This is a genomic window from Streptomyces flavofungini, from assembly GCF_014650815.1.
In the GTDB taxonomy this organism is placed as follows: domain Bacteria; phylum Actinomycetota; class Actinomycetes; order Streptomycetales; family Streptomycetaceae; genus Streptomyces; species Streptomyces flavofungini.
The window spans coordinates 580,415-593,744 of sequence record NZ_BMVR01000005.1; the positions used below are offsets into that span (position 1 = coordinate 580,415).

The window sequence follows — 13,330 nt, forward strand, 5'->3', positions numbered from 1 at the left end:
AGGAGTGAAATGAGGAGCAGTAACCCGGTCTTCTCGCGACGGGGGTTCAGCCGCGACAACGGCTATGCGGGCTTCAACGCGCAGCCGCAGGCCGGGGGAGCCGCCGCCGTCGGGACGCAGCCGAATCCGTACGCGCAGGGCAACCCGTACGCGGGCGCGGGCCAGCAGGCCCCCGCCAACCCGTACGCCAACAACCCGTACGCCCAGCAGGACCTGCAAGGCGCGCCGCCGCAGGCCCCGGTGACCACCGGCCGCATGACGATGGACGACGTCGTCATGCGCACGGCCACCACGCTCGGTGTCCTCGTCGTGACGGCCGCGCTCGCCTGGGCGCTGCTCCCCGTCGACGACGCCAACTTCAACAAGTCCGTCGGCATCGCGGTCGGTGCCGGTCTCGTCGCGATGATCCTGGGCTTCGTCCAGGCCTTCAAGCGCAAGGCCTCGCCGCCGCTGATCCTGGCCTACGCCGCCCTTGAGGGTGTCTTCCTCGGCGTCATCTCCAGCGTCGTCGACAACCGCATCGCGAGCGGCGCGGCCATGCAGGCCGTGCTCGGCACGATGGCGGTCTTCCTCGGCGTCCTGGTGGCGTACAAGGCAGGCTGGATCCGCGTCAACCGCCGTTTCTACGGCTTCGTGATGGCGGCCGCCCTCGGCTTCGTCCTGCTGATGGCGGTGAACCTGCTCTTCGCCGTCTTCGGCGGCGGTGACGGTCTCGGCTTCCGCAGCGGTGGCCTCGGCATCATGTTCGGCATCATCGGCATCCTGCTCGGCGCGTGCTTCCTGGCCCTGGACTTCAAGCAGGTCGAGGACGGCATCGCGTACGGCGCCCCGCGCGAGGAGGCCTGGCTCGCCGCCTTCGGCCTCACGATGACGCTGGTGTGGATCTACATGGAGTTCCTGCGGCTCATCGCGATCCTGCAGGGCAACGACTGACGGCCGCCCCTGGAGGACGGCAGCCCGCACGGCTGACGTCCTGAGAACGGCCGAAGGGCCCGCGGAATGCTTTCCGCGGGCCCTTCGCCGTTGTCTGCTCCTGTGCTGCTGTCTGCCTGCCTGTCTTCTTCGCGGGGGAACGGGGAGTCGGGGTCAGATCAGTTTGCGTGCGGCGCGGCGCAGGTCGTACTCATGGATGATCGCCTTGGCGTGGCCGTACGCGAGGTTGTGTTCGCCGCGGAGCCAGCTGACCTTCTCCTCGAAGCGGAAGAGAGAGGGGCCCTCGTCGACGGTGCGGAGCCAGTCGGAGACTTCACGACCTGTGCAGTGGGGGATTCGCGCGAGCAGATTTCGGTGGGTCTCCTCGGAGAAGACTTGGGACATCGGCGCCTCCGGACGCGTTCGATGTGGTCCGTCCTTCACGCCACGGTGCCTGAGCGTTCGGGTATTGGCAACAGTCCCTGCTCGGCGCGTAGGGTCGCACAGTGCTCGATACGACGCCTTTGATCACGGCCGTTGACCGTTTCGCGGACCGGCTGCGGGCCGCCCCGCAGTCCAGACTGCAGCGCGGCGCGGCGGCCGAAGCGCTGGAGCTCGCGAGGGAGTTGGCGGTGCGCACGCAGGTGCGGGAGGCGCCGGGCAGCGAGCCGCGCCGGATGCCGGACGCCGGGATGTTCGCGGCGGCCGACCAAGTCACCGTCGCCGGGCGGGACTTGGCGCTGGTGCTCGCCGACGAGCGGGAGCTGGCGGAAGCCGTGGAGCTGGTGGAGCTGGCCCTGGGGCGGGCCGGGATCTGACCGGAACCTGACCGAAATCGGACGGGGAGCCGCTGTCGGACGCTCCCGACGGCTCAGCCGCCCCCGGCCATCGGTCACCCCCGGCCATCGGTCACACCCGGCCGCGCAGCCACCCCCGGCCGCGCAGGCGCCGTCGAGGGCTCAGACGCTGGCGATCACACGGTCGGCCAGGATGTAGACGTTCTCGGCGCCGCACGCGAACGTGAGCGCGTACGCGCCCGAGACGCCGGAGCCGCCGAGCAGGACCGGGGCCTGGCCGTCGCGCAGGGCGGCGGCGAGGAGCTCCGCGGTCTCGCGGTGGCCCGGGGTCATGCAGAGCGTCGTGCCGTCCGTGAAGACGTAGACGTCCAGGGTGCCCAGCGGGCCCGGACGGACGTCGGCGAGCGCCGTGCGGGCGTCCGCCAGCTCCTCCAGGCAGGCCACGGTGCGCTCGTGGTCGGCGCCCGCGCTGGACTGCACCGGCACGAAGTCCGGGTGCGAGGGGTGCCGGCGGCGGGCCGCGGCCAGCTCGGGGGAGTCCGCGGCGAACTCGTCCGCGACCCCGGCCGGGTCGGTGAAGGGCTCGACGACCGGCTCCAGGCTCTCCGACTCCAGGCCCGCGAGATCGGCCTGGCGCGGCAGGAACAGCTCGTCCGCGATGCCCTCGGGCAGCCCGCTCAGGAGCGAGGGCGTGTCCGCGATGTCCCGCGCCTCCTGGGCGGCCCAGAACGCGCGGGCCTCGGCGAGCTCGCGCTCGCGCTCCTCGGCGAGGGCCTCGGCGACCGCCGCGCGTATCTCCTCGGTGTCCACAGCGGTGCGGGCCGCGGGTACGGAGACGCGGCTGACGGCCGCGCCGCGGCTCTCGGCCAGCTCGGTGCGCAGCTCGGTGATCTGCTGCCGCAGGCCCCGCACGGTGTGCAGGGTGGCGGTGCCCACGGCCGTGGCAGCGGCCGCGGAGAGCAGCAAGGCAAGATGCATGGCGCTCACTGACGTACTCCCGGTTTCAAGTCGACCCCCGACTTCCTACATCAGCTTGAAGCCTGCACCATCCTGCTGTCAGTGCATTACGTCACGAATTGGACAGGACTTTCGGCCCGGCGTTTATCCGTGGATCCGTGCTGACCTGGGCAATTGCTCCTCCCCCAGGAGATTGGTCACATCCTGAGGGAGATTGGGTCACGAATGTGTGGAGGGGCCGAAGTGGCCGCCGCGTCCCGGCTCGTGAGACGAGCGGCCACTCTGGGTGCCGGAGCGGCCGCTTCGGGGCGTCACTCCGGCCGTACGGTGGTGGCGCTCAGCTCAGGCGCTCGATGACCATCGCCATGCCCTGGCCGCCGCCGACGCACATCGTCTCCAGGCCGAACTGCTTGTCGTGGAACTGGAGGGAGTTGATCAGCGTGCCGGTGATGCGGGCGCCGGTCATGCCGAAGGGGTGGCCGACGGCGATCGCGCCGCCGTTGACGTTCAGCTTCTCCAGCGGGATGTCCAGGTCGCGGTAGGAGGGGATCACCTGGGCGGCGAAGGCCTCGTTGATCTCGACCAGGTCGATGTCGCCGATGGTCAGCCCGGCCCGCTGGAGGGCCTGCTTGCTGGCCTCGACCGGGCCGAGGCCCATGATCTCCGGGGAGAGGCCGGTGACGCCGGTGGAGACGATCCGGGCCAGCGGGGTCAGGCCGAGCTCGCGGGCCTTGGTGTCGCTCATGATCACCAGGGCGGCGGCGCCGTCGTTGAGGGGACAGCAGTTGCCCGCCGTGACCAGGCCGTCGGGGCGGAACACCGGCTTGAGCCCGGCCACGCCCTCCAGGGTGACGCCCGCGCGCGGCCCGTCGTCCTTGCTGACGACGGTGCCGTCGGGCGTGGTGACCGGGGTGATCTCCCGCTCCCAGAAGCCGTTCTTCAGGGCTTCCTCGGCGAGGTTCTGGGACCGGACGCCGAACTCGTCCATGTCCGCGCGGGTGACGCCCTTGGCGCGGGCGAGGTTCTCGGCGGTCTGGCCCATCGCGATGTACGCGTCCGGGACCAGGCCGTCCGCGCGCGGGTCGTGCCAGTCGGTGCCCGTCTCCTGGGCGCGCGCCGCCGTGCGGGCCTCGGCGTCGGCGAACAGGGGGTTGTGGGTGTCGGGCTGGCCGTCGCTGGTGCCCTTCACCGAGCGGGACACCATCTCCACGCCCGCCGAGATGAAGACGTCGCCCTCGCCCGCCTTGATGGCGTGCAGGGCCATGCGGGACGTCTGCAGCGAGGAGGAGCAGTAGCGCGTGATCGTGCAGCCCGGGAGGTGGTCCATCCCCATCTGCACGGCCACGATCCGGCCGAGGTTGTGCCCCTGCTCGCCGCCGGGCAGGCCGCAGCCCAGCATCAGGTCGTCGATGCCCTTCGGGTCGAGCGCGGGCACCTTGGCCAGGGCGGCCTCGATGATCGTGGCGGTCAGGTCGTCCGGCCGCAGCTCCTTCAGGGAGCCCTTGAAGGCGCGGCCGATGGGGGAGCGGGCGGCGGAGACGATCACGGCTTCGGGCATCACGGGCTCCTACTGGCGGGGGCGCCCTTAACAGGGCAGGGCTCACTGGGAAGTTACCTGCCCGTAGTGTGTTGGGGCACTGGGTGAGGAGTGTGACCCCGGCCGCATTTCTAAGCGAGCGCTCAGGGGGCCTTGCCGGGGGCTCCCCAACCCGCCCCTTCCCGAAACTGGGGGCTCTGCCCCCAGACCCCCGCTCCTCAAACGCCGGAGGGGCTGTCCATAGCCCGTCGTGGGGGTCCCCCTGCTCCTTAAGAGCTTGGGGGAGTTTGAGGACGAGGCGCGGAGCGCCGACAGCGGGGGTCCGGGGGGCGGCAGCCCCCATGGTTTCGGGAAGGGGTGGGATGGGGGAGCCCCCGCTACGGAATCGGTGACGGGTCCGGCTCCTGGATGCGGCGGCGGCGCCTGCGCTTGAGGAGGGCCCAGGGGCCACGGGGGCCTGTGGGCATGGCGCCGGTGACCTCCGTGCCGCCCTCCGAGGCGGCCTTGGCGGCCGCGCGGGCCACGGGCAGGAAGCCCTCGCGGCGGGAGACGTCGGGCCGCTCCTCCTCGGGCCACAGGCCCAGGGACGCGCACAGCGTGGGCAGGACGGCCATCGCCGCGGTGGCGTACCCCTCCGCCGAGGGGTGGTAGCTGTCGGGGCCGAACATCTCCCGCGGGTTCGCCGCGAACTCAGGGCCGAGCAGATCGCCCACGGACACCGTCCGGCCCCCCTGCTCCACCACCCCGATCGTCTGCGCGGCGGCGAGCTGCCGCGAGACCCGGCGGGCCAGCCACCGCAGCGGCTGGTAGACGGGCTCGATGGTGCCGAGGTCGGGGCACGTCCCCACGACCACCTCCGCCCCGGCGGTGCGCAGCCTGCGGACCGCCGCGGACAGGAACCGCACGGACTGTGTCGCGGGCATCCGGTGCGTGACGTCGTTCGCGCCGATCATCACGACGCACACGTCGGGCAGCCAGCCCGTCTCGTCGGACAGGACCAAGGACACCTGTCGTTCCAGGTCGTCGGACTGTGCCCCGGGCTGCGCCACCACCCGCACGTCCACCGGCCGCTCGGCCACCGCGGCCAGGCCGGAGGCGAGCAGCGCGGCCGGGGTCTGCTGGGCCCGGCGGACGCCCTGGCCCGCGGCCGTGGAGTCGCCGAGCATGGCGAACCGCAGCGCCTCCCCGCACTCGGAGCGCTCGGCGAACGCCGCCCCGTAGCGCCCGTTCGCCCGCGGCGGCGCCCCGTACCCGCCGTTGCCCACCGATCGCTTGGCCAGCTGCACCTCGGCGAGGACGACCCCGACCGTGGCCGCGCCGAGCAGCCCGATGCCTCCGCCGCCGTACGCCGCGCCCGCGGCGATGCGCCGCGCCACCCTCGCCCTCGACATGCTCCGCCGTCACCCCAGTCCAGTCATGAGCCCATTTCGTCCCGTACATCCAGTCATTGCCCCGTCGGGCCGGTCGGCCAATCGCGTGCGGAGGTGAACGGGCGAGTCGGAGCCGTAGGCTGACGGCACCGAAAACCTCGTGCGGCGTCCCCGGGCGCGGGCCGGTGGGGGCCGTACGACACCTGCGGCCCACACGGCTCGTCCGTCACGGTGGGCGCCCACGACACGCAGCCCGGATACCCCGGAAAAGACGGAGACCACGGTGCATTTCCACGACTCGATGATCAGCCTCGTCGGCAACACCCCGCTGGTGCGGCTCAACAACGTGACCGCGGGCCTGGAGGCCACGGTCCTCGCCAAGGTCGAGTACTTCAATCCCGGCGGCTCCGTGAAGGACCGCATCGCGCTGCGCATGATCGAGGCCGCGGAGGCCAGCGGCGAGCTGCGTCCCGGCGGCACGATCGTCGAGCCGACCAGCGGCAACACGGGCGTCGGCCTGGCCATCGTGGCCCAGCAGAAGGGCTACAAGTGCGTCTTCGTGTGCCCGGACAAGGTGTCGACCGACAAGATCAACGTGCTGCGCGCGTACGGCGCCGAGGTGGTGGTCTGCCCGACCGCCGTCGACCCCGAGCACCCGGACTCGTACTACAACGTCTCCGACCGCCTCGTACGCGAGATTCCCGACGCGTGGAAGCCGGACCAGTACTCCAACCCCAACAACCCCCTCTCGCACTATCACTCCACCGGCCCCGAGCTGTGGGAGCAGACGGAGGGGAAGATCACCCACTTCGTCACCGGCATCGGCACCGGCGGCACGATCTCCGGCACCGGCGGGTATCTGAAGGAGGTCTCCGAGGGCCGGGTCAAGGTCGTCGGGGCCGACCCCGAGGGGTCCGTGTACTCCGGCGGGTCCGGGCGGCCGTACCTCGTCGAGGGCGTCGGTGAGGACTTCTGGCCGACGGCCTACGACCGGAACATCACCGACGACATCGTCGCCGTGTCCGACAAGGACTCCTTCCAGATGACCCGGCGCCTCGCCAAGGAGGAGGGGCTGCTCGTCGGCGGCTCCTGCGGCATGGCCGTCGTGGCGGCGCTGCGGGTCGCGGAGGGCCTCGGTCCGGACGACGTCGTGGTCGTGCTGCTCCCGGACAGCGGGCGCGGCTACATGAGCAAGATCTTCAGCGACGAGTGGATGAACGACTACGGCTTCCTGGAGGAGGCCGGGGACCAGCCGCGCGTCGGCGACGTCCTGCGCCGCAAGGAGGGCGGCGAGCTGCCCTCCCTCGTCCACATGCACCCCGAGGAGACCGTCGGCGAGGCCATCGAGGTGCTGCGCGAGTACGGCGTCTCGCAGATGCCGATCGTCAAGCCGGGCGCCGGACACCCGGACGTGATGGCCGCCGAGGTCATCGGCTCGGTCGTGGAGCGGGAGCTGCTCGACGCGCTGTTCACCCAGCGCGCCTCGCTCGGTGACCCGCTGGAGAAGCACATGTCCGACCCGCTGCCGCAGGTCGGCTCCGGCGAGCCCGTCGCCGACCTGATGTCGGTCCTCGGCTCCGCCGACGCCGCCATCGTGCTCGTCGAGGGCAAGCCCACGGGTGTGGTGAGCCGTCAGGACCTGCTGGCGTTCCTCGCGGAGCAGCAGGGGTCGTAGCCGGTTCCCCGGGTGCGGGCGCGGCCGGTCGCAGGGCGGCCGGGCCCGCACCCGACGCCGGGCGGGGGGACTTCGCGGAACCGGTACGAAGGCGACACGTCCGCGCAGCACCCGCTTAACACGTGTGCGGCACCTTGGGAGGTGTCGGCGTCAGGACTTCCGGAGCGGCTCCCGGACCTCCAGCGACGCCTGGACGCGCCGCCCGGTCCTGACCCGGCCCGCGTCCCTCGCGGGGACCGCCGTCGTCCCGACCTCCGGGCCAGCCCGGGGGTTCGGCGGTCCCCGCGCTACCCGCGCTTTCCGTCCGGCCCGGGCCGCACCGGGCCCCGACGGGCCCTGCCCGGACTAGTCCTCCCAGGAGGACTTGCGGTCGCGACCTCGCAGGAACGACATGAAGCCCGTGCCGCGCATGGCGTGGACCGCGTTGACGCCGACGATGCCGAACCAGGTGACGAAGAGGCCCGGGAGGTCCGCGTTGACCACGCCGATCGCCGAGAGCGGGATGGCGAGGATGAGCGAGACGACGCCGAAGCCGAAGCGCTCGCCCCAGGAGTCGACGCCGCTGCCGGGGCTGCGGGCGCCGCGCGCCACGATCATCTGCTGCTCGGCGAGATGACGGCGCATGCGGCGGTCGATCGTACCGTCGAGGCGGTTCTCGATCTTTTCGAGGAACGAGTCGACGAGCGCGGACTCGTACTCTTCGCCGAGGTCCTTGCGCGCGTGCAAGGCGGCGTCGAGTTCCTTCTTGAGTTCGGCGTCACGAGGGGCTTCCATAACCCATACGGTACGGGGGCCCGGCACCGTCGGCAGTGGGGGTAGCCCCCCTTTCGGCACTGGGCCAAGCCCCACGGAGGCCTGGTCAGGGCAGTACGCGCACCCGGCCGGAGTCGAGATCGAAGCGCGCGGCCACCACCTTGGCGGGCCGGAACGCCGCGTCCGCGCGCAAGGCGTCCCGCATCCGCCGCGCGTGCGCCGCCACCGTGTGGTCGACCCAGTCGCCGGGCTCGTCCCGGCAGGCCCACGCGGACGGGCCGATCCCCTCGACGAGGCGGGCGAGGTGGCCGGGGGCCCGGGTGCCGGTGCGCAGCTGGTCTATGGTCGCCGCCACCGCCCCGCAGCGCTCGTGTCCGAGGACCAGAATGAGCGGTATGCGCAGTTCGGTCACTCCGAACTGGAGGGAGCCGAGCACCGCCTCGTCCAGGACCTCGCCCGCCGTGCGGATGCACAGCAGATCGCCGAGCCCCTGGTCGAAGACCAGCTCCGGCGGCACCCGGGAGTCGACGCAGGACAATATCGTCGCGAACGGATGCTGCTCGTGGGCGAGCGCCACGCGCCGCGCCCGGTCCTCGTGCGGGTGGCGCGAGCGGACCCGTGCCCAGCGCCGGTTGCCTTCGAGGAGTGCGGCGAGGGCTTCGTCGCCGGTGGCGGGGCGGGCGCGGCCGGCCGCCGGGCGGCCGGTGGCGGGTGCCGCGGCGGCGTGGGTTGCGGAGCCGGCGGAGGTGAGCACGGTGGCGGCCGTAGCCGTCAGGAAGGCCCTGCGGTTGGCGGGGGATCTGCGGGGGGTGGTGGCGGGCATGGGGCGTCCTCTGGGGTCCGGAGCGGGGCCGCTCGGGCGGGAGCGGGGCGGGCGGCGGTTCAGAGTACGTACCGGCCCCGAAGCGCCAAGTGGCCTTGGTCCGGGCTTTGTTGAGTCCGCGTCAGATCATGACGTGCGCGATACCGGCTCTTGAACCGGCGCCGGGGCCTCGTACAGCGTCCGCTCGGGGATGTGCGCGGTGTTCCGGCGCGCCACGGCCCAGTACAGGAGCGCCGGGACCGCGAGCCCCACGATCCAGGAGATGTCCGCGCCGCCGAGCGGGTCCACCAGCGGGCCGGTGTAGAAGTGCGTGACCAGGAACGGGAGTTGGGCGAGGAGGCCGACGACGTAGACGGTCAGGGCGTCCCAGCGCCAGGCGCCGTAGCGGCCGTTCGGGTCGGACAGGGCCGGGATGTCGTAGCGCTCCTTGGAGATCAGGTAGTAGTCGACGAGGTTGATCGCCGACCACGGGGTGAAGAAGGTCAGCAGGAACAGCAGGAAGTCCTTGAAGGACGTCAGGAAGCTGTCCTTGCCGAGCAGCGCGACCGTCGTGCCCGCGACCATGATCAGCGCGATGTACGCCGACCGGCCGCGCGGCGACAGCTCCTTCTGGCCGCGGAATCCGCTGACGCTCGTCACCATCGACATGAACCCGCCGTACGTGTTCAGGACGTTGATCGTCAGCTTGCCGAGGGCGACCACGAAGTAGAGGAGCGACGCGACCAGACCGGTGCCGCCGAGCCCCACGACGTACTCGACCTGGTTGCCCATGAACGCCCCGCCCGCGCTCGCCGCCACCAGGACGCCGAACGTCATCGACCACTGCGCGCCGAGCGCCGAGCCGGACAGCGTCCACCAGAACGTGGCCCGCCCCGACGTCGTGCGCGGCAGATAGCGCGAGTAGTCCGCGACGTACGGGCCGAACGCGAGCTGCCAGGACGCCGAGAGGGAGACCGCGAGCAGGAACATCGGCAGGCCGAAGTGGGCGTCGGAGAGGAGCGCGGACAGGTCGACGCGGTCCAGGAGGCGGATGCCGAGATAGATGAACGCCAGGGCGCAGATCACGCTCGCCACCCGGCCCAGCGCATGGATCACGCGGTATCCGACCGCCGCCATCACCGCCGTGACCGCCGCGAACAGCACGATGCCGGTCGTGTCGTTCGTGTGCGTCAGCTCCGCCGTGGCCTGGCCCGCGAGGACGCTGCCGCTCGCGAAGAAGCCCACGTACATGAGGATGACGAGCAGCAGCGGTACGACGGCGCCGCGCACCCCGAACTGCGCCCGGGACTGGATCATCTGGGGCAGGCCGAGCTTCGGGCCCTGCGCCGAGTGCAGGGCCATCACCGCGCCGCCCACGACGTTGCCGAGCACCAGGCCGACGATCGACCACACCACGTCCCCGCCGAACACGACGGCGAGCGCACCCGTGACCACGGCCGTGATCTGCAGGTTCGCGCCGAGCCAGAGCGTGAACTGGCTGAACGCCGTGCCGTGCCGCTCGGCGTCGGGGACCACGTCGATGGAGCGCCGCTCCACCAGGGACTCTGTCATGCCCGCACCCCTCATCTCGTTGGTTGGCTACTGCTTCTTCGTGATGCCGTGCCGCGACGCCCAGTCGTTCGCCACGTCCTCGGGGTCCTTGTCGACGAGGCGGTTCGGCTCGGTGAGGTGCTCGGTCGTCAGGGTGGCGCCGAGGCGGATGGTGCCCGACGTCGGGTCGACCATTCGGTTGATCATGCGGAGGGACGCCGACTTCATGGATTGCCGCAGCCGGAGGATCCGACCAGTACGGTGACGCCGCCTTCCGGCAGGTCGAGGGAGAGATCGTCGACTGCCGTGGTGCCGTTCGGGAAGCGGTTGTGGACCGTGTCGAACTGGATCATGAGTGAGTCCCTTGCCCGGCTGTATATCGTCATGCAGAGTTCTCGTTACCTGAATAGGTTGTCAATGCTCCGGCGTAAATCACTGGTTACGAGTGCTCGGCGGGCGAGACCAGAGGTCCGGTTGAGGAGGAAAAGCGCGTGATGCCGTCTCATATCGCGGACGTCGTGGCCGGTGGTGCGGGTGGGGCGCCCGGCGGGGAGAGCCACCCGGCGCCCCCGGCCGACGTCCCCGTCGTCGTCCTCGACGGGCTCGGCCTCCCCGTCGCCGACGTCGTCCGCCTCGCCGACTCCGCCGCCCGGCCCGTCCCCGGCACCGACGCGATGAAGCGCGTCGAGGAGTCCTGGCACGCGGCCCGCCAGATCGCCTCCTGGGGCCGGGTGTACGGCCGCTCCACCGGCGTCGGCGCCAATCGCACCGAGGACGTGCCCACCGAGGCCGCCGCCGACCACGGCCTCAGGCTCCTGCGCTCCCACGCGGGCGCGATCGGCGCCGAACTGCCCGCCCGCGAGGTCCGCGCGATGCTCGCCGTCCGCGCCAACCAGCTCCTCGCGGGCGGCGCGGGGCTGCGGCCCACCGTCGTCACGGCGCTCTGCGAAGCCCTGGAGAGCGGGGCCTACCCGAGGGTCAATGAGTTCGGGTCGGTCGGCACGGGCGACATCGCGGCCCTCTCCCAGATGGGCCTGGCCCTCGCGGGCGAACACCCCTGGCAGGGCCCTGCCCCCCGGCCCCAGCCCCTCGACAACAACGACGCCCTCGCCCTGATCAGCAGCAACGCCCTCACCCTCGGCCAGTCCGCCCTCGCCCTGCACGAACTGCGCGGGCTGCTCGGCGCGACCCAGGTGGTGGCGGGGCTCTCCCTGCTCGCGGTCGACGGTTCGTACGAGGCGTACGCGCTGCCCGTCCACGAGGCGCGGCGGCACCCCGGCTCCTACACCGTCGCCGAGCGCATGCGCCGTCTGCTCGGTGCCGCCGACCGGCCGACGCCGCCGCTCGGCCGGATCCAGGACCCGTACGGATTCCGCTGCGTCCCGCAGATCCACGGGCCCGCGCACGACGCCGCCGACGGGCTTGAGAACGTCCTGACCGTGGAGATCAACGCGGCCGCCGAGAACCCCCTGATCTCGCCCGCGGACATGGCGGCGTACCACCACGGCGGCTTCTGCATGGCCCAACTCGCCCTGTCCCTGGACCACTTCAGGCTCGCGGTGACCCAGGCGGCGCGGCTGTCCAGCTCCCGCCTCTCCACCCTCAACGAACCGGCGTTCACCCGCCTGCGCCCCTTCCTGGCCGACGCGGAACCCGCCTCGTCCGGGGTGATGATCCTGGAGTACGCGGCGGGCGCCGCCCTCGGTGACCTGCGGGCCTTCTCCGCCCCGGCGTCGCTCGGGCACGCGGTCCTCTCGCGCGGCGTCGAGGAGCAGGCCAGCTTCGCCTCCCTCGCGGCCCGCCAGACGCTGCGGGCGTGCGGCGCCTATCGGCTCGTGGTGGGGTGCGAACTGGTCGCCGCGGTACGGGCGTTGCGGCAGCGGGAGCTGCGGCTCGATCCGGGCCTGCCGGTGGCCTGGGCGTACGAACTCGCCGCCTCCGTCCTTGAGCAGGATGCCGTGGACCGTCCGCTGACGGATGATGTGACGGCGGCGGCCGTCCTCCTCGACCGGTTCACGGAGCTGTGGGAGCGACTGGGCACGGCGGGTGTGGGGGACGCGGGCGCCGACGAGGGAATCACGTGGACAGAGCGACGAGGTACGGCATGAGTGACAGTCCCGCGGCGCGGCTTCAAGTGCTCTTCGAAGGGCATCGGCTCACACCCACCCAGCGGCGCATCGCCCACTGCATGGTGCGGCGCGCCGCCGACGCGCCCTTCCTCTCCAGCGTCGAGCTCGCCGAACTCGCCGGCGTCAGCCAGCCGTCCGTGACGCGGTTCGCCGTCGCCCTCGGCTTCGACGGGTACCCGGCGCTGCGGCGGCACCTGCGGGAGGTGGCCCCCGCCGACGCCGGTGCGTCGGCCGACCTGAACGAGTACCAGCAGGCCGTGCAGGCCGAGATCGAGAACCTGCGGCACCTCTCCGACATCCTCGCCGACCCCGCGCCGGTCGAGCGGGCCGGGCGGATCCTCGCCTCCTCGCGCCCCCTGCCCGTCCTCGGGCTGCGGGCCGCCGCCTCCCAGGCGTACGGCTTCTCGTACTTCGCCGCGAAGGTGCACCCCGACGTGCGGCTCCTCGACGAGGGCGGGTCCATGCTGACCGACCGCGTCGACGCGGCCGTGCGGGCCGGGGCCTCCGCGTTGCTCTGCTTCGCGTTGCCCCGGCATCCTCGGGAAGTCGTCGAGGCGCTGGAGTACGCGCGGTCCACCGGGCTGACCGTGGTCACCGTGGCCGACTCCGCGTTCGCGCCCGTCGCCGCGCACAGTGATCTGCTCCTGCCCGCCGCCGTCGGGACGGGGCTCGCCTTCGACACCGCCTGTGCGCCGATGCTGCTGGGGCGGGTGCTGCTGGAGGCCATGTGCGACGGATTGCCGGACGCGCAGGCACGGTTGGAGGAGTTCGACGTGGGGGCGGCGGAGCGGGGGCTGTTCGTGGAGTAGGGGCGGCTTCGGCGCGACGGGCAGCTCGTACGGCAGGT

The 13,330-nt window shown here is 72.1% G+C and carries 14 protein-coding genes; 5 read left to right on the plus strand and 9 right to left on the minus strand.

Going from position 1 to position 13,330, the window contains the following annotated elements:
• The first annotated feature begins 9 nt into the window (after positions 1 to 9).
• On the plus strand, positions 10 to 933 hold the full coding sequence (locus IE274_RS15995; RefSeq protein ID WP_190116379.1) for a Bax inhibitor-1/YccA family protein: 924 nt from the start codon (positions 10 to 12) through the stop codon (positions 931 to 933).
• Between the two features lie 153 nt (positions 934 to 1,086).
• Here the strand turns inward: IE274_RS15995 and IE274_RS16000 are convergent, their stop codons facing one another.
• Positions 1,087 to 1,317 (minus strand): DUF4287 domain-containing protein, encoded by a 231-nt coding sequence (locus tag IE274_RS16000; protein WP_190116380.1) that lies wholly within the window; start codon positions 1,315 to 1,317, stop codon positions 1,087 to 1,089.
• A 101-nt stretch (positions 1,318 to 1,418) separates the two neighbouring features.
• Between IE274_RS16000 and IE274_RS16005 the strand changes: the two genes are divergently transcribed.
• A complete protein-coding gene (locus tag IE274_RS16005) occupies positions 1,419 to 1,730 on the plus strand; it encodes a hypothetical protein (protein WP_190116381.1) in 312 nt (103 codons plus the stop codon).
• A gap of 141 nt (positions 1,731 to 1,871) precedes the next feature.
• Here IE274_RS16005 and IE274_RS16010 read toward each other — a convergent pair whose 3' ends face one another.
• The 3 genes from IE274_RS16010 to IE274_RS16020 form a co-directional block, all read right to left on the minus strand.
• Complete coding sequence (locus IE274_RS16010; protein WP_190116382.1) at positions 1,872 to 2,687, minus strand: hypothetical protein; 816 nt, start codon at positions 2,685 to 2,687, stop codon at positions 1,872 to 1,874.
• A gap of 316 nt (positions 2,688 to 3,003) precedes the next feature.
• Positions 3,004 to 4,224, minus strand: a complete 1,221-nt coding sequence (locus IE274_RS16015) for an acetyl-CoA C-acetyltransferase (protein WP_190116383.1) — start codon at positions 4,222 to 4,224, stop codon at positions 3,004 to 3,006.
• A gap of 356 nt (positions 4,225 to 4,580) precedes the next feature.
• Positions 4,581 to 5,594, minus strand: coding sequence for an SGNH/GDSL hydrolase family protein (locus IE274_RS16020; RefSeq protein WP_190116384.1), 1,014 nt, complete (start codon positions 5,592 to 5,594; stop codon positions 4,581 to 4,583).
• 262 nt (positions 5,595 to 5,856) lie between these two features.
• Between IE274_RS16020 and IE274_RS16025 the strand changes: the two genes are divergently transcribed.
• The gene (locus IE274_RS16025) at positions 5,857 to 7,248 is read left to right on the plus strand and encodes a cystathionine beta-synthase (RefSeq protein ID WP_190116385.1); all 1,392 of its coding nucleotides are present in this window, start codon (positions 5,857 to 5,859) and stop codon (positions 7,246 to 7,248) included.
• 345 nt (positions 7,249 to 7,593) lie between these two features.
• Here the strand turns inward: IE274_RS16025 and IE274_RS16030 are convergent, their stop codons facing one another.
• The 5 genes from IE274_RS16030 to IE274_RS40385 form a co-directional block, all read right to left on the minus strand.
• The gene (locus IE274_RS16030) at positions 7,594 to 8,022 is read right to left on the minus strand and encodes a hypothetical protein (protein WP_190116386.1); all 429 of its coding nucleotides are present in this window, start codon (positions 8,020 to 8,022) and stop codon (positions 7,594 to 7,596) included.
• Between the two features lie 85 nt (positions 8,023 to 8,107).
• A complete protein-coding gene (locus IE274_RS16035; protein WP_190116387.1) occupies positions 8,108 to 8,824 on the minus strand; it encodes a carbonic anhydrase in 717 nt (238 codons plus the stop codon).
• A gap of 126 nt (positions 8,825 to 8,950) precedes the next feature.
• Positions 8,951 to 10,375, minus strand: a complete 1,425-nt coding sequence (locus IE274_RS16040; protein WP_190116388.1) for a purine-cytosine permease family protein — start codon at positions 10,373 to 10,375, stop codon at positions 8,951 to 8,953.
• 27 nt (positions 10,376 to 10,402) lie between these two features.
• Positions 10,403 to 10,549, minus strand: a complete 147-nt coding sequence (locus IE274_RS16045; RefSeq protein ID WP_373305742.1) for a hypothetical protein — start codon at positions 10,547 to 10,549, stop codon at positions 10,403 to 10,405.
• A 29-nt stretch (positions 10,550 to 10,578) separates the two neighbouring features.
• Positions 10,579 to 10,707, minus strand: a complete 129-nt coding sequence (locus tag IE274_RS40385) for a hypothetical protein (RefSeq protein ID WP_372447221.1) — start codon at positions 10,705 to 10,707, stop codon at positions 10,579 to 10,581.
• Positions 10,708 to 10,848: 141 nt separating this feature from the next.
• On the opposite strand from IE274_RS40385, the gene IE274_RS16055 reads away from it, so the two are divergent.
• Both IE274_RS16055 and IE274_RS16060 read left to right on the plus strand, forming a co-directional pair.
• Complete coding sequence (locus IE274_RS16055) at positions 10,849 to 12,462, plus strand: aromatic amino acid ammonia-lyase (RefSeq protein WP_190116389.1); 1,614 nt, start codon at positions 10,849 to 10,851, stop codon at positions 12,460 to 12,462.
• Positions 12,459 to 13,292: a MurR/RpiR family transcriptional regulator gene (locus IE274_RS16060; protein ID WP_190116390.1), complete on the plus strand. Its 834-nt coding sequence runs from the start codon at positions 12,459 to 12,461 to the stop codon at positions 13,290 to 13,292. Before IE274_RS16055 ends, IE274_RS16060 begins: the two co-directional genes overlap by 4 nt.
• The last annotated feature ends 38 nt before the right edge of the window (positions 13,293 to 13,330 follow it).